This is a genomic window from Bacillus sp. MZGC1, from assembly GCF_002998605.1.
Taxonomy (GTDB): Bacteria; Bacillota; Bacilli; order Bacillales; family Bacillaceae; genus Bacillus.
On record NZ_PVRE01000001.1, the window covers coordinates 178,470 to 194,552 of the forward strand.

15 protein-coding genes and 1 riboswitch are annotated in these 16,083 nt (G+C 41.7%); of the genes, 12 read left to right on the forward strand and 3 right to left on the reverse strand.

The genetic code is table 11. From position 1 onward, the window contains the following. Positions 1 to 23 precede the first annotated feature (23 nt). The 9 genes from tenA to bglH all read left to right on the forward strand — a co-directional run bounded on the left by tenA (position 24) and on the right by bglH (position 10,273). Complete coding sequence (gene tenA, locus C6Y06_RS00835; RefSeq protein ID WP_034660490.1) at positions 24 to 710, forward strand: thiaminase II; 687 nt, start codon at positions 24 to 26, stop codon at positions 708 to 710. Continuing rightward, positions 707 to 1,306: an ECF transporter S component gene (locus C6Y06_RS00840; RefSeq protein ID WP_034660488.1), complete on the forward strand. Its 600-nt coding sequence runs from the start codon at positions 707 to 709 to the stop codon at positions 1,304 to 1,306. The genes tenA and C6Y06_RS00840 overlap by 4 nt, the downstream gene beginning before the upstream one ends. Then, positions 1,281 to 2,879 carry an ABC transporter ATP-binding protein gene (locus tag C6Y06_RS00845; protein WP_106036380.1) on the forward strand — a complete coding sequence of 533 codons (1,599 nt, stop codon included), beginning with the start codon at positions 1,281 to 1,283 and terminating at the stop codon, positions 2,877 to 2,879. The genes C6Y06_RS00840 and C6Y06_RS00845 overlap by 26 nt, the downstream gene beginning before the upstream one ends. Then, positions 2,869 to 3,603: an energy-coupling factor transporter transmembrane component T family protein gene (locus tag C6Y06_RS00850; protein ID WP_034660485.1), complete on the forward strand. Its 735-nt coding sequence runs from the start codon at positions 2,869 to 2,871 to the stop codon at positions 3,601 to 3,603. The genes C6Y06_RS00845 and C6Y06_RS00850 overlap by 11 nt, the downstream gene beginning before the upstream one ends. A 533-nt stretch (positions 3,604 to 4,136) precedes the next feature. After that, a complete protein-coding gene (locus C6Y06_RS20535; RefSeq protein ID WP_258395123.1) occupies positions 4,137 to 4,592 on the forward strand; it encodes a methyl-accepting chemotaxis protein in 456 nt (151 codons plus the stop codon). Positions 4,593 to 4,763: 171 nt separating this feature from the next. After that, a complete protein-coding gene (locus C6Y06_RS00860; RefSeq protein ID WP_095285608.1) occupies positions 4,764 to 5,579 on the forward strand; it encodes a YwqG family protein in 816 nt (271 codons plus the stop codon). 235 nt (positions 5,580 to 5,814) lie between these two features. Further along, the gene (gene licT / locus C6Y06_RS00865; RefSeq protein ID WP_034660482.1) at positions 5,815 to 6,648 is read left to right on the forward strand and encodes a BglG family transcription antiterminator LicT; all 834 of its coding nucleotides are present in this window, start codon (positions 5,815 to 5,817) and stop codon (positions 6,646 to 6,648) included. A 327-nt stretch (positions 6,649 to 6,975) separates the two neighbouring features. Continuing rightward, positions 6,976 to 8,883: a beta-glucoside-specific PTS transporter subunit IIABC gene (locus C6Y06_RS00870; protein WP_066031533.1), complete on the forward strand. Its 1,908-nt coding sequence runs from the start codon at positions 6,976 to 6,978 to the stop codon at positions 8,881 to 8,883. Beyond that, entirely contained in the window at positions 8,855 to 10,273 is a 1,419-nt protein-coding gene (gene bglH, locus C6Y06_RS00875) for an aryl-phospho-beta-d-glucosidase (protein ID WP_060597604.1), read from the forward strand. The genes C6Y06_RS00870 and bglH overlap by 29 nt, the downstream gene beginning before the upstream one ends. 53 nt (positions 10,274 to 10,326) lie before the next feature. Here the strand turns inward: bglH and C6Y06_RS00880 are convergent, their stop codons facing one another. Beyond that, on the reverse strand, positions 10,327 to 11,451 hold the full coding sequence (locus C6Y06_RS00880; RefSeq protein ID WP_060597603.1) for a 5-methyltetrahydropteroyltriglutamate--homocysteine S-methyltransferase: 1,125 nt from the start codon (positions 11,449 to 11,451) through the stop codon (positions 10,327 to 10,329). Positions 11,452 to 11,538: 87 nt separating this feature from the next. Further along, a riboswitch (SAM riboswitch) is annotated at positions 11,539 to 11,651 on the reverse strand. A 211-nt stretch (positions 11,652 to 11,862) separates the two neighbouring features. Between C6Y06_RS00880 and C6Y06_RS00885 the strand changes: the two genes are divergently transcribed. Beyond that, on the forward strand, positions 11,863 to 12,540 hold the full coding sequence (locus C6Y06_RS00885) for a DUF3298 and DUF4163 domain-containing protein (RefSeq protein WP_066031534.1): 678 nt from the start codon (positions 11,863 to 11,865) through the stop codon (positions 12,538 to 12,540). Positions 12,541 to 12,623: 83 nt separating this feature from the next. Here C6Y06_RS00885 and C6Y06_RS00890 read toward each other — a convergent pair whose 3' ends face one another. After that, positions 12,624 to 12,803 (reverse strand): hypothetical protein, encoded by a 180-nt coding sequence (locus tag C6Y06_RS00890; RefSeq protein WP_003215411.1) that lies wholly within the window; start codon positions 12,801 to 12,803, stop codon positions 12,624 to 12,626. 287 nt (positions 12,804 to 13,090) lie between these two features. Continuing rightward, positions 13,091 to 14,323 carry a peptidase T gene (gene pepT / locus C6Y06_RS00895; protein ID WP_060597602.1) on the reverse strand — a complete coding sequence of 411 codons (1,233 nt, stop codon included), beginning with the start codon at positions 14,321 to 14,323 and terminating at the stop codon, positions 13,091 to 13,093. A gap of 226 nt (positions 14,324 to 14,549) precedes the next feature. Between pepT and C6Y06_RS00900 the strand changes: the two genes are divergently transcribed. Next, positions 14,550 to 14,873 carry a WXG100 family type VII secretion target gene (locus C6Y06_RS00900; protein WP_034660474.1) on the forward strand — a complete coding sequence of 108 codons (324 nt, stop codon included), beginning with the start codon at positions 14,550 to 14,552 and terminating at the stop codon, positions 14,871 to 14,873. 4 nt (positions 14,874 to 14,877) lie between these two features. Then, positions 14,878 to 16,074, forward strand: a complete 1,197-nt coding sequence (locus C6Y06_RS00905) for a DUF6861 domain-containing protein (RefSeq protein WP_034660741.1) — start codon at positions 14,878 to 14,880, stop codon at positions 16,072 to 16,074. Positions 16,075 to 16,083: the final 9 nt, after the last annotated feature.

The following is a 16,083-nucleotide window of genomic DNA, read 5'->3' on the forward strand; positions in this document are numbered from 1 at the left end:
ACTGAAGAAGAGGAGGCTTTTTTATGACATTTTCAGCGCAATTAAGAAAAGAAACAGAACCATTATTTGAAGCCATTTATCAGCATCCGTTTGTCAGAGGGCTGGCAGCAGGAAAGCTGGAAAAGGAACAGATCATTCATTACGTCAAACAAGATGCAGAATACTTACATGCATTTATTAAAATTTATGCAGCGGCTCTAAGCAGATGTACAGACAAAGAAGATATTGCCTTTTTCCATCAACAAATTGCGTTTGTACTAGATAGTGAGACGCACCCTCATCAAAATCTTTGCCGAGTGGCAGGTGTATCGTATGATGAGCTACAAGGTGCTTCATTGGCTCCGAGTGCTCATCACTATATTCATCACATGCTGCAAGTCGCCCAGGAAGGCACGCTTGGGGAAATCATTGCTGTCCTGCTTCCATGTCCTTGGACATATTGGGAAATTGGAAAACGAATGCTCTCAGACGTGCAGCCTGACCCGTCACATCCGTTTTATGAGTGGATCACGTTTTATGGAGGGTTAACCGACTCTATTACAGTGGAGCTTTGCAAGCGGCTCGATCAGCTGGCGGAAGGAGCAAGTGAGAAGGAAAAGGAAAAAATGAAACAGCACTTTATCTTAAGCTGTCAGCTTGAGTACAAGTTTTGGGAAATGGCGTTTACGGTGGAAGAGTGGCCAGTTCCATTGCAGGTGCATTCATCATGACATGGAAGATGAAAGAAGTCGTCCTTGCTGTCATTTTATCCGTTGCGTGCGGTGTCATCTATTTAGGATGGTCCACACTTTACTTACCAATTACAGCATTAGTTGGCCCAGCAGGAGGCAACATCATGTTTGGCATTTGGGTGATTGCCAGTCCAATCGTCGCGTATATCATCCAAAAGCCGGGAGCTGCCCTGATTGCAGAAACAGCCGCTGCCGCTGTGGAATTACTGACAGGCAGCCACTTTGGTCTTTCAGCCCTGCTGATTGGTGTATGCCAAGGGCTTGGGGCAGAAATCGCCTTTGCTCTTTTTGGTTATAAACGTTATCGCATGTGGACACTAATGCTGTCAGGTGCCTTTGCAGCTGTTGGAGCAATGGCATATAGCCTCGTTGCAAATGGCTTTGGTTATTACACGCCTCAAGTTTTACTTATCACACTGATGACTCAAATCATCAGCGGGATGATACTGGGCGGATGCTTAGCGAAAGTTGTGGTGGACGCATTATCCAAAACCGGTGTACTGAATCAATATGCCATCATGAAAGAAAAACGAAACAAAGGTGAACAGCATGGATTCATTTCTCGCGTGCAATAATCTCACTGTCCGTTTTTATGAACAGCCTCAGCCTGTTTTGCATCAAATCTCTCTTTCCATTCAAAAAGGAGAAAAGGTGCTTATTTTAGGACCAAGCGGAAGCGGTAAATCCACACTCATTTCAGTTCTGGCTGGGATTATTCCAGAACATATGGAAGCTGACATGCAGGGCGAAGTGATATTGCAAAGACATACAGGCGTCATGTTTCAAGATCCTGATTCCCAGTTTTGTATGCACCGCGTCAATGAAGAAATTGCCTTTAGCTTAGAGAACCGTTCCGTCCCTCGTGAAGAGATGGATGACATCATTCAGCAGCTCATGCAAAAAGTCCAACTCGATGTCGATCCGAATACAGACATTCATACATTATCTGGCGGCATGAAGCAGCGATTGGCACTTGCTTGTTTACTAGCGTTAGAGCCAGATGTGCTGTTCTTTGATGAACCGACCGCACAGCTTGACCCAGCAGGCAGAATGGAGGTTTTCCAGCTGCTACAGCAGCTTGCAGGTGAGCAGCGACAAACCATGATTTTTGTAGAGCATGTGCTAGATGGTGTCATCGAATGGATGGACCGGGTGATTTTATTAGACGATCAAGGCAGCATTTTAGCAGAGGGGCCTCCAAAAGATGTGCTCGCGACATATGAAGAAGAAATGAAAGAGGCAGGGATTTGGCGGCCTAAATTATTTCCCGAGAAATGGTCCGCAATTATTCAAGACCCATTTCATCCAATGAGTCAAACGCTTATGCAAACCTTTGAAACAAGAAAAGAGCAGCGTAAAAAAGTGCCGTCGACTGAGCGAGAGACCATCATTCGCACAGAAGATCTTCAATTAAGCTACGGGAAAAAAAGGATTATGAGTGACCTTCAGCTGGATATCAAAGCAGGGGATTGGGTGGCGATAATTGGGGAAAATGGAAGCGGGAAAAGCACATGTCTCAAACATTTAGTCCGTTTAGAGCCAACGAAAAAAGGCAGCATTTTCTTAAAAGAGACACCCCTCAAAAAGTGGTCTGACCGACGACTATATGAAAAAGCAGGCTTTGTGTTTCAAAATCCGGAGCTTCAATTCATACAAGATACAGTGTTCGATGAAATCGCATTTGGTGGAAGACAGCGAAATTGGCCAGAATCCGTTGTGCAAGAAAAAACAGTTCAGCTATTGGAAGAGTTCGGTTTAGAGAAGCATGCAAAAGCGCATCCTTTCACCTTAAGCTTAGGTCAAAAAAGAAGATTGAGTGTGGCCACAATGCTCCTTTTTGATCAGGATGTACTATTGTTAGACGAACCGACTTTCGGGCAGGATGAAAGAACGGCGAAGGAATTAATGAGGCGTTTGAAAGAGCGTCAATGCCAAGGCACCACCATTTTGATGGTCACACATGATATGGACCTCGTCGATAAGTGTGCCGATCAAGTGCTTCTTTTTCACCAAGGAAAGCATGTGTATGATGGCACGCCTTATGATTTATTTTCAAATCAGGAACTTGTCGATGCTTATCAGCTGAGAGCCCCTTTGCATTATCGCTATGTGGCTGAAAGAAAGGACGTGCTGACGATTGCAAAGTAATCACTCCTTTCTTTCCACTGTGAATCCAGTCATCAAATTACTCGCTCATCTGCTCGCGATGTGTTGTCTCATGGCGATATCTGACCCTAAAACAACCTTCATCATCTGGCTGTTTGCACTTGGTATTGGACTTGTCTTAGGCGGATGGAATATGAAGTATCTTTTCACAAGACTTGTCCCTTATCTGCTCTTTTTTATTCTCGTATTTTGGATGATGGCGGCCTTTGGCAAGGGGGATCATACTGTTTGGAAGTGGGCATGGTTTCATATCACAGAGGAGAGTTTGAAAAATGGCCTTACCATTTCTTTCAGAATGCTTGGCTTTGTGACATTCGGTCTCCTTTTTACGTCCACAACAGATTTGACGGCCTTTATGATGAGCTTAATACATCAATGCCGAATGTCCCCAAAATGGGCATATGGGATGCTTGCCGGCTTCCGGTTTATCCCGTTATTTCAAAGTGAATTAAAGCAAATGAAGGCAGCACATAAAATCAGAGGCTATAAGCAAAAAAACAGCTGGAAAGCCTTTATGCGTTATGCACTTCCTCTTTTTACGCAGGGCGTACGAAAATCAGAGCGCTTAGCGATTGCGATGGAAGCACGAGGTTTCACGGGGGCGAGGGAGCGGACGTATTATCATGTCATCAGCACTTCGTGGATCGACTATATGTATCTTTTGCTCATCGGTATCAGTGTCTTGATGTGCATGTCCTTTTTTTAAAAATACCCACATTCTCTTGATAGAATGTGGGCTTTTTATATGTCTTAGGTCATTTGATTGATATTAGTGCACATTACAGGCTGTAATAGACCTTATAACGAACCGATAAAGAGGATGTACTGAGAAAAAGAGAGGATGAACGTGAGCGAATGTCACAGAGAATTGATAACATAATAGACGCTTTACCAATCATTGGACTAGCTATGAGAGAGCAACTAACCTTTTCTGTTTTAGGGAAAGAGAAGGTTCTTTATTATCAGCAACATGGGAACATTGACTTAGGGTTTAAAGCTGGGGACATAGTAGCTCCAGGGTTCGAAAACTTTTCTATGTTGAAAAATGGGAGAGAGCCATCGTTTATCCAAATTCCGAAAGAGGTATACGGGATTCCAATGGATATTGTAGCCGTTCCAATTAAAGATGAGACGGGTCAAGTAGTCGCTGCTTTCTGCGTGGCCTATGACCAGACCAATCAACAACGATTAGATCACATCATGACGGAGAGCAACCAAGCTTCCGAAAAACTAGTCGCAATGGTACAGCAAGTTGCCGCACATTCAGAGGAACTACAAGCGACAAGTGAACAAATTCTACAAAACACGAAAACCACTGTAGAAAATTCCTCTAAAATCAATCAAGTGTCCAATCTTATAAAAGGTATCTCTGATCAAACGAACTTACTTGGACTCAACGCATCAATTGAAGCTGCAAGAGTAGGTGAAGCAGGAGCAGGCTTCGGAGTGGTCGCAACGGAAGTAAGAAAGCTGTCAACTCACGCCAAACAAGCGACGACGGATATTGAAACAGCGCTAAAAGATGTGCAGGGATCGATTAAAGGAATGGAAGAAGAAATAGCACAAATTGTCGCTTCCTCTGAGCATCAAGCAGAGCTTGTAGGCACGTTCACAAAAATTATTGAAGGTCTTCATGAAACAAATGAAACGATGAAATCACTGGCAGAAGACTTAGTGAACTATCAAGTGAAATAAAAAATACCGACCAAAACCTCCAGATGAATCGGAGGTTTTTTTACGTTTTAAGGTGGGCAAGTTGTTCGGATAATGACCGATTTATCGCTGACAGGCAGGGTACACTTCTGTATGATAGAAAAAGAGATACTAGTCTGGTCAGTAGACCTATTCATAAGGAGGAAGACCATCGTGACACAATCAGCGAAGCTGCAAGAAATAATAGCACCTTACCGTACAATGTTAGATCAAACTGAACAACCAATGATTCAATTACAGATGAAACAAGGAAAAACAGGACCATACGACAGCAAAATTGCAGGCGATCCTTACTTCCCAAAAAACGACGAATATCCAGTTGATGGTGAAGGACACCCTATGAAGCTTTTGGCACAAATAAATTTTGGACAGCTGCCGAAGCTGAAGGATTATCCAGAAACAGGACTTTTGCAAGTCTTTATTTCTGTGCATGATGATCTTTATGGGATGAATATTGACCATAAAACAGAGCAAAAAGATTTTCGGATCAGATTTATTGAGGAACCTTTCTTGGCAGAAGAAGAGCTGTTGACTGATTTTTCTTTTGTGAAAATTCCAGACGACTTTTATTTTCCTGTGACGAAGGAAGGCGCAATTACAGGTGAACTGGCAAGCGAAACGGTCAGTGTAGGAGATTTTCGCTTTGAAAAAGTCACAGGTAAGCGAAGCTGGGACCTATTCGAAGATGTAAAAGGCATTGATGGAGATGAAGCTGATGCCCTGCTAGATGAATTTCATGATGCAGCGAGTGGCTTTGGTCACAAATTGGGCGGATATCCAGGCTTTACACAAGAGGACCCGCGTACCTATGAAGACCAGGAACATACCGTTCTGTTATTACAAATCGACTCAGATGATGAAGTAGATCTGTTGTGGGGAGATTGCGGAATCGCCAACTTTTTTATCAAACCAGAAGACCTCAAACGAAAAAATTTCGAGAATGTCGTCTATAATTGGGATTGCTCCTAATTTTGTAAAAAACACTCTTTAAGCACTCTTTTTAGAGTGTTTTTATGTATGTTTTTAGACTTTTTTGCCCCTATTTCGTCATTTTTGAGAGGTAATATGTCATTCTTTCTAGTTGACCGTATCAAAAAAAAATGTAAAATCATCTTAAAGTCCTCTTTTTTGAAGATAATAATAAAATGACATATCAATCTACAATGAGATGCTCGAAAAAGCGGAATGTACTGGGGGGTATCAATTGATCATTTCGAAAGTAATCAATAATAATGTGGTCAGTGCGTATGATGACGAGCAGCATGAGCTGGTCATTATGGGCAGAGGGATCGCTTTTCAAAAGAAAAGTGGAGATCCGATTGACGAAGAACGTATTGAAAAAGTATTTTCCATTCAAAATAAAGATATATCAGAAAAATTCAAAACCCTGCTTTATGATATTCCGATCGAGTATATGCAAGTGTGTGAGGCGATTATTGATCATGCGAGAACAACCCTTAATAAAAATTTGAATGACAGCATCTATGTGACACTGACGGATCATATTACCTTTGCTATTGAACGTCATCAAAAAGGAATGGACATCAAAAATGCTTTGCTCTGGGAAATCAAACGGTTGTACAAAGAAGAGTTCATGTGTGGTGTAGAAGCGATCCGGATTATTCAGGACAAGCTTAACATTCATCTTCCTGAGGATGAAGCCGGTTTTATTGCGATGCATATTGTCAATGCAGAGCTCAATGAAGAAATGCCGAACGTGATTCAAATTACCAAACTCATTCAAGATATTTTAAATATCGTCAAGTATCACTTTCAAATTGATTTAGACGAGGAATCATTAAATTATTTCCGTTTTGTCACGCATTTGAAGTTTTTTGGACAGCGTCTGTTTAACGAAACACAAATGGAAAATCAAAATGAATTCCTGTATGAAGTAGTAAAAGAGAAAAACACCGCGGCTTTTCAATGTGCTGAGAAAATTAATGATTATGTTCAAAAAGAATACAACCGAAGTCTCATAGAAGATGAGATGCTATATTTAACTTTGCATATCGACAGAGTGGTAAAAAGAAAATAAATTCAAAAAGAAAGCGTTGACATCATAAAATTAACATGATAATTTATAACTATAAACGAAATAACCCACAATCTTTTAGGATTGTTACTGGTCAAGCAGGCAAAACCTAAATCATTGTCCCTATCTTTGATAAGGCGTGATTTAGGTTTTTTTATATCTAAAGACTTATAAAAATTAAATAACGATCAATCGCTATGAAGGATTGTTACTGGTTAAGCAGGCAAAACCTAAATATCGATTAATGTCTGAATTGCTATTTCTCGGACATTAATGGATGTTTAGGTTTTTTCTATATCATGATTTAATCAACGATTGGAGGGTAATACAATGAACCACAAACAAACAGCAAAAGAAGTTCTAGAGCTTGTCGGCGGTGAAAAGAACGTCAAGCACGTCACGCATTGTATGACAAGACTTCGCTTCAACTTATACGATGAAGGCAAAGCGGATAAAGAGAAGCTGCAATCAACAGACGGCGTCATGGGTGTGAATCAAAGCGGAGGCCAATATCATGTCATTATTGGCAATGATGTTTCAAATGTCTATCAAGCGATGATTGCTGACTCAGGACTGTCAACAGATGTAAAGTCAGGCGGTACAGAAGAAGCATCAAAACAAAATGTGATATCAAAGCTTTTCGATTTTATCTCTGGTGTCTTCACGCCGATTCTTCCAGCCATCGCTGGAGCCGGTATGATCAAAGGAATATTGGCACTCATGCTTACGTTCCAGTGGATATCAGATAAAAGCAGCACGTATGCAATTTTAACAGCCATCGGAGACGGAGCCTTTTACTTCTTACCGATTCTACTAGCTGTAAGCGTAGCCAAAAAACTTGGCACAAATCAGTATATTGCCGCTGCCATTGCAGCAGCAGCACTGCACCCGCAGTTAACTGCTTTACTGGGTGCGGGAAATACAGAATTTCTAGGCTTGCCAGTGGTTTCTGTTGTGTACTCTTCATCGGTGATTCCAATTCTACTTACCATCTGGCTCGGCTCATATGTTGAAAGATTTGCAGAAAAATATAGTCCGAAATCATTAAAGATCATCCTTGTTCCAACGGTCACACTTCTTGTCGTTGTACCAATTATGCTCATCGCTGTTGGACCGCTTGGTGGGATTATCGGAAATGGTCTTTCAGGTGGAATTGATTTATTGTTTAAACATGCAGGTATTTTGGCCGGACTCTTGATCGGCGGCTTCATGTCACCATTGATCATTACGGGTATGCACTATGCACTACTTCCAATCATGATCAACAACATTACGTTAAACGGTTTTGACTTCATTCTTCCAATGATGTTTGTAGCGAATATGGCCCAAGCAGGCGCAGCATTCGGTGTCTTCTTGAGATCAAAAAACAAAACTTTCAAATCATTGGCGATGTCTACAAGTATCACAGCATTAATGGGTATTACTGAACCTGCTATGTATGGTGTGAACATGCGATTGAAAAAACCGTTCTTTGCAGCCCTCATTGGTGCAGCAGCAGGCGGCGTGTTCATGTCGATCTTTAAAGTAAAATCATATGTGGTGTCGGGATCAGCAGGTATTCCAGGTATCCCAACATTCGTTGGCCCAACATTTGTCTACTCTATCATTGGATTGGTCATCGGTTTTGTTGTAGCAACCATCATGACACTTGTTCTAGGGTTCAAAGATGTACCAGTGAAAGATGATACAAAGGCAGACAAACCAGAAGAGAAGAAAGATACAGCAACGCTTCAAAATGAAGTGGTACAAAGCCCGCTTGAAGGTCAACTAAAGCCGCTAAATCAAGTCAATGATGCAACATTCTCTAATGAAATCATGGGTAAAGGTGCAGCCATTGTCCCAACAGTTGGACGTGTTGTAGCACCGTTCAACGGTAAGGTTGAAACCATTTTTCAAACGAAACATGCCATTGGCTTAAAGAGTGACCAAGGCACAGAGCTTCTCATCCATGTTGGAATTGATACGGTGAAGCTCGGCGGAAAACATTTCACAAGTCATGTAGAGTCAGGTGATCTTGTTCAAGCAGGAGATGTGCTCGTTGAATTTGATATCGAGGGCATTCAGCAAGAAGGCTATGATGTCACCACACCAATTATTGTGACCAACACAAACGATTTTGCACAAGTTGATGCGAAAACAGAAGGCACGATTTCAGTACAAGAGACACTGCTCACAGTCAGTGTAGAAGAAAATGAGGAGGGCATTCAACATGAACAAGTTAGAAAAAACATTTCCTAAAGGTTTTTTATGGGGCGGCGCTGTTGCGGGCAACCAAATTGAAGGTGCTTATAATAAAGATGGAAAAGGCTTATCGACAGCTGATGTATCACCACACGGGATTATGCATCCATTCGATGAATCAATGAAAGACTTGAACTTATATCATGATGCGATTGACTTCTACCATCGCTATAAAGAAGATATTGCACTCTTTGCAGAAATGGGATTCAAATGCTTCAGACTATCCATTTCTTGGCCGCGTATTTTCCCAAATGGCGACGATGCTGAACCAAATGAAGCAGGCCTTGCTTTTTATGACAGAGTATTTGATGAACTGCATAAACATGGAATTGAACCAGTTGTCACGATTTCTCATTATGAAATGCCGCTTGCACTTGTGAAAAACTACGGCGGTTGGAGAAACCGTAAGCTTGTCGATCTTTATGAAACATACGCGAAAACGTTGTTTACTCGCTATAAAGACAAAGTGAAATATTGGATGACCTTTAATGAAATCAACGTCGTGTTACATGCGCCTTTCACTGGCGGCGGACTTGTATTTGAAGAGGGTGATGACGAGAAAAGCATTCAATATCAAGCAGCGCATCACCAATTTGTTGCAAGTGCTTTAGCTGTCAAAGCAGGACACGAAATCATTCCTGATGCGAAAATCGGCTGTATGATTGCAGCGATGACGACTTATCCGTACAGCTCAAGACCAGAAGATATGTTTGCTGCAATGGATCAGGATCGTAAAACATTGTTCTTCTCAGATGTACAGGCAAGAGGCTACTACCCTGGTTACATGAAACGATACTTCCGCGAAAATGGAATTCATATTGAGTTCCAAGATGGTGATGAAGACATCCTAAGAAACCATACAGTGGACTATATTGGCTTCAGCTATTATATGAGTTTTGTGACAAGTACAGATCCAGAGGTTCTTGGACAAGTTACTGGTGGTAACCTATTTGAAGGCGTGAAAAACCCTTATCTAGAAGCAAGTGATTGGGGCTGGCAAATTGATCCAAAAGGACTTCGTACAACACTAAACCAGCTGTATGACCGCTACCAAAAACCATTGTTTATTGTAGAAAATGGATTGGGAGCTGTCGATCAAGTAGAAGAAGACGGATCCATTCAAGACGATTACCGAATTGATTACCTCAGAAGTCATTTGCTAGAGGCGAGAGAAGCCATTGCAGATGGAGTAGACTTGATGGGTTATACAAGCTGGGGCCCAATTGACCTTGTCAGCGCATCAACAGCTGAAATGAAAAAGCGCTACGGCTTCATATATGTTGACCGTGATAACGAAGGAAAAGGTACATTAGATAGAAAGAAAAAGAAAAGCTTCGATTGGTATAAACAAGTGATTGCGACAAATGGTGATCATTTAGATGCATAAAAGAAAAAGACAAACCGTTCATACTGCGGTTTGTCTTTTTTTCGTCAAGGGGACTATGAAGTCCACACTTGATCTGCAATCTCAATCACATGACGCAGCTTTTCCCATTGCTGCTCTTCTGTTAACAGATTGCCTTCCTCCGTTGAGGCGAACCCGCATTGCGGACTCAAGCAAATCTGGTTAATGTCGACATATTGAGCCGCTTCCTCGATCCGTTTTTTAATCTGTTCAGCCGGCTCAAGCTCACCATATTTTGAAGTGACAAGCCCTAGTACGATTTGGAGGTTTGGGTTCTTCACATAGCGTAGGGGTTCAAAACCGCCAGAACGATCGTCGTCGAATTCTAAAAAGAGACCATCCAGATCTAAGCCGGCGAAAATTGTTTCTGCCGCTGCTTCATAACCGCCTTCAGCTGCCCACGTCGATTTAAAGTTACCACGACAAATGTGCATAGTGATCACCAAATCCTCTGGACGATCGGCAACCGCTTCATTGATTGTTTTCGCAAATGACTCACGCAGTTCATCTTCTTCTCGGCCAAAGGCTTCGATTTGTTCATGACCTTTTTCAGAAAAGAACACCGCCCATGCTGTATCATCGAGCTGTAAGTAGCGGCAGCCTGCATCATAAAAAGCACGGATGGCTTTCTTATACGCCTGTGCCACATCATGGTGGAATGCCTCTAGGCTGTCGTATACTCCTTCTTCAAGTTTTCCACGGAAAAAGAGCATATTCGGACTTGGAATCGTCATTTTAGCCGTATGATCACCAGCGATGCTTTGAAGGAAACGGTAATCCTCCAGCATTGGATGATCTGTAAAGTCAATCTTGTCCGTTACCTTGATGCCACGCGCTTTTGTTGTCGTATTGTGGAATTGAATACCTTGATCCGCTTCAAATCCTTCGACCCCATCTAATCCCTCAAGAAAGTCAAAATGCCACCATGCACGTCTGAATTCTCCATCTGTGACAACCTCTAATCCAATTTCTTTTTGTTTCTCCACAATGCGTGTAATTTCTTCATTTTCAATTTGTCGGAGCTGCTCTGCTGTCAGCGTACCGTCTGCCTTTTGCTTGCGTGCTTCCTTGATACGTTCTGAACGAAGTAAGCTGCCTACTTGATCTGCGCGAAATGGCGGTTTCGTTGTTTTCTTTCCAATGGTTTGTACTTGTGTCATGCTGAATCCCTTCTTTCTACAGGTTAAAAATCAAATAAAAAAGCTCTTCCTTGGATAAGGAAGAGCATCATATACTGAGAGAACTCTGCCTTATCTTCAAACAAGCATCTGCTTGTTTAAGGAATTAGCACCATTCTGTTCCGAGGAACAGCGGTTGCCGGGTTTCACAGGGCCAGTCCCTCCACCACTCTTAATAAGGTTACCTTTTGATTCAATTTTCTTAATAAACATAATTATTCAACTTTTTCGAGAGAAAGTCAATGGTTTTTACTGTTTAATTTTCTACATAAACAAATAATGGTAAACAAACCCGATGTGGAAAAAGGAAGAATAATATGGAAATAGCGCTTCTTTTGGTTCTTTTGTCATGGTATACTCAATTGGTAATAGACAAAAATGGGGGTTTTTACTATGACAATGAAAAAAGGCCTAATGATCAGCCTGCTCATTTTTTCGCTGATTGTTTCGTTGTTTGCGCCAGTTGGATCTGCGGATGCCAAACAAGCAAAAAAAGCAAAAGTAAGCACACACTATTATAAAAAGAAAAAAACGTTCAAATATGCACAGGTGAAAAACCTAAGCAAGGCGCATATGAAAACCATCAATCGTGATTTGAAAGAAGATATTTCCTTCTCCTATTCTACGTACTTGTTCTTAAAGGACGAAGCGAAAAAGGAAGGCTTTGGGAAGATCACGTACGAAAGATCGTTTAAAACGAAATTTAACAATGGGAAGAAGCTCAGTATCTTAAACTATGACTACATGAATGATGGTGGAATGCATGGGGATACGATGGTTTCCAGCATGAACTATGTGTTAACAAAGAAAAAGACAAAGCAGCTGTTCTTGACAGACGTTGTGAAAACAAAGAAAAAACGTACGAAAGTAAGAGATTATATTTATAACTACACAAAGAAACATAAAAGCAAATTCTATGCGAACCTGAAAAAAAGTGACATTGAAATCAACTACAACACGCAGTATTACTTCACGAAAAAGGGAATTGCTGTTGTCTTCCAGCCATATGAAATTTCACCTTATTATGTAGGAATTCCTATGATTCAAGTTCCTGCGAAGGTATATAAATAAAAAGAAAAACGGCCAATGAATCTGGTCGTTTTTTGTTATTTACTCAAACAAAAAGAGCCCCTCATGAGGCTCTCTCTTTAGATTTATACTTGTTTAGGTGCATCATTTAGTGGATGACGGCGTTTTCCGTTGTAGTGGCGGCGCATACGAAAGATTTCAAACTCCGAAAGCTCTGCGCTTTTTCGTTTTGGTGTGCGGTTATCTTTTTTGAAAGAGAATAGTAAGTAGCAGCAAAGTGAAGCGATAATCAATAAAATCATCATATGACATTCCTCCAATTCATCCTATTCTTTAGTGTAGACAGGGTGAGTGATGTTTATAACTGAAAATAAGCAGCAGAATCGGTTTAGTTCTTAAGGTTTAGTCGATCTGCTAATTTAGGTCTAAAATACTGGTTGTTTTTAACCATTATATTTCCAGTTATTGCACTCGTCAAGAAGAATTTTTCTGGTGTTGTCTCTATTAGTACGAAAAAGTGTCATAAAAGTTTCAGAAAATTGTAAACTTTTATTAAAAAACCGTTCCCGAACAGGAACGGTTGTAAACATATCTATGCTTTTTCTTCAAATAAACGTGCGATTTCAACGATGACTTCTGTTGCTTTCACCATGTTCTCGACAGAAATAAATTCATATTTACCGTGGAAGTTTTCCCCGCCAGTAAAGATGTTTGGCGTTGGAAGACCTTTATATGAAAGCTGGGAGCCATCTGTACCGCCGCGGATCGGTTCGATCACAGGTGTCACTGAGCGGTTTTCCATTGCTTCATGGGCAATATCCACAATATGTTTCACCGGCTCAATTTTTTCTCTCATATTATAATATTGATCTTGAATGCTGAGGTTTATGCTGTTTTCTCCGTAGATGGCTTTTAAGTCATTTGCTATTTTTTCAAACAGTGCTTTGCGATCGTTAAATTTGTCTTTATTAAAATCACGAATAATATATTGCAGCTCTGCTTCTTCGACTTCTCCTACAAACTTCGTGAGATGGAAAAATCCTTCGTAGCCTTCTGTGTATTCCGGAGATTCATCAGAAGGGAGCTTGTTGTGGAAGAGCATCCCAATCTTCGCAGCGCTGACCATTTTGTCTTTTGCTGTCCCTGGGTGGACGTTGTTTCCTTTAATTGATACTTTCGCACCTGCTGCGTTGAAGCTTTCATATTGCAGCTCCCCGAGCGGTCCTCCGTCAATTGTATAAGCATAGGAAGCGCCAAAGGCATCAACATCAAATTTGTGCGGCCCTCTGCCAATTTCTTCATCTGGTGTAAAGGCGACGCGAATTTTTCCATGCTTGATTTCTGGATGCTCAATCAAGTAATGCATAGCGGTCATAATTTCTGCGATACCTGCTTTGTTATCTGCACCAAGCAGGGTCGTACCATCTGTTGTGATCAGCGTATGTCCTTGATATTTTTGTAAATTTGGAAACTGTGCTGGAGATAAAACGATATGTAGATTTTCATTTAAGGTGATGTCGCCGCCTTGATAGTTTTCATGAAGCTGCGGTTTCACATTCTTGCCGGTGAAGTCAGTGGCTGTGTCGATATGAGCCAGGAAGCCAATGGTCGGCACGTCTTTGTCAGTGTTAGACGGGATCGTTCCCATGACATAGCCGTTTTCATCCATTGTCACTTCTTGAATCCCGATGGACTTCATCTCTTCAACTAGCTGTCTCGCTAGGTTCAACTGTCCTTCAGTAGATGGGCAGCTTTCCTTTTCTGCATCTGACTGCGTATCTACCTTCACATAATTTGTGAAACGCTGAATCATTTCCTTTTTCATCTATACGTCACTCCTTTTGTAGAATACGTCCATTTTATCACGTCTTGAATGCGCTTCATAACAAGAAAGGTTTTCTCTGGCAATTAGAGAGTAAAAAGACCTACTTTCATTAGGTGGTGTGTTGAATGGTTCTTTAGGGTGATTTTTTTGGGTGTCTTTTTATTTATAATGAGGACATATAAAATCATCCATTTGTACGTTAAATTGGGAGAAAGGGGTGCGAAAGTTGGATTCTAGTCAAACGCTGGCACTCGCTCAAAAGTTTCAGGAAGCAGCTGATGAGATTCGGCAGTCAAAGCAGCTGCTGGAGAATCGGCTGAAGGCAGTAGGATCAGGCTGGCAGGGAGAAGCAAGGAATAAATTTGATCAAAGCTTTGAGGAAACAACGTCACGCTATGATCAATTTGAAAAGGACTTGCTTGAAACAAGTCAGGAACTGCGCGACGCAGCGGTCAAAATCGAGGAACGGAAAGCTGAAATTGCCAGAATGGAAGAGCTTGAGCGAAAGAGAAGAGAAGAACGGAGAGAAAGAAATCGAGAAGGGAGATGATGTGATGGCACGTGACATTGTGGTTGATCCAGATCAGCTGACAGGACTGGCGAATGATGTTGTAGGCGAACTGTCTGTCATTGAAACGAAGCACCGCGATTTACATAGTGAACTGGATGGTCTCATTTTAGGCTGTGATCCTCGGTATAGAAGCTGTTTTTCAGGTGTCGGGGATGCATGGGGAGCAGGACAAGCATTGATCAGTAAATTGAGCAGTGATGATATTGCGATTCGTCATGCAAAAGATAAAATGGTCGAAGCAGACGATATTTTACGGAAAATGTACAGCATCTATGATCAATATGGTACACTCACGAGCTTAGCTGGAATTGTGATGATGCAGGCGAAATACTATGGGCTTGGGATGACGACCTTCATTAAAGACAATGGCCGGTATGCAGCGCAGCATTCAAAGCTGCTGCTTGATCTGACCAGCCGGGTAGAAGGAACGAGATTTGACCGGCTAGCAAGGATTTGGCTGAGTAAAAAAGAATTATTAAAACGATCAAACTGGTCGATGGCTGACTTGGTCCATAAGAAATTCACAAAATTTTATCCTGACGATACGGTTGCCTTTACGAATAGCGTTCGTGATTTTACAAAAGGAAGTATCAATTGGAAGGACACGGCTGCTATCAAGTCTGTTCTGAAAAATGGATCAAGATTCGCGAAAGGAAATGCCATCATTGCAACGGTTGTCACTGGTGCAACGGAAACGGTCGGCTGTGGATTGAAAATTGCCGAGAACTATGCAGAATTCGGTGATCAGCCAGAAGTCCTCAAGCGTGAAAATGCGAAGGCTGTTGGAAATGCAGTGAACAATACGGTCTTTATCGCTGGCGGATCTGTCGCAGGTGCCGTTGTCGGAGGAGCTCTAGGAAGCTTTGCAGGACCGATTGGAACCGTTGTCGGAGGAGCCATTGGTTCAGCAGTCGGTGGATTTATAGGAGAAAAAGTCGCCAAGCTGACATCAGGCTTTGCTGAACAGGTTGCAGTGAAATTAAAGGACCCTATTCATGCGGTCGTCGATAAAGGGAAACAAGCATTCGAGCTGGCGGGTCAAGGTGTGAAAGCAGTCAATGACACCATTGATCAGGCAAATCAGGTGATACATAAAGGGATAGAAAAAACAAAAGAAACCGCTGATTCGCTCATAAAAGGTGCAGGCGATTTCTTTAAGGGTGCATTTTCTTTTGGATAAGGAGAGATC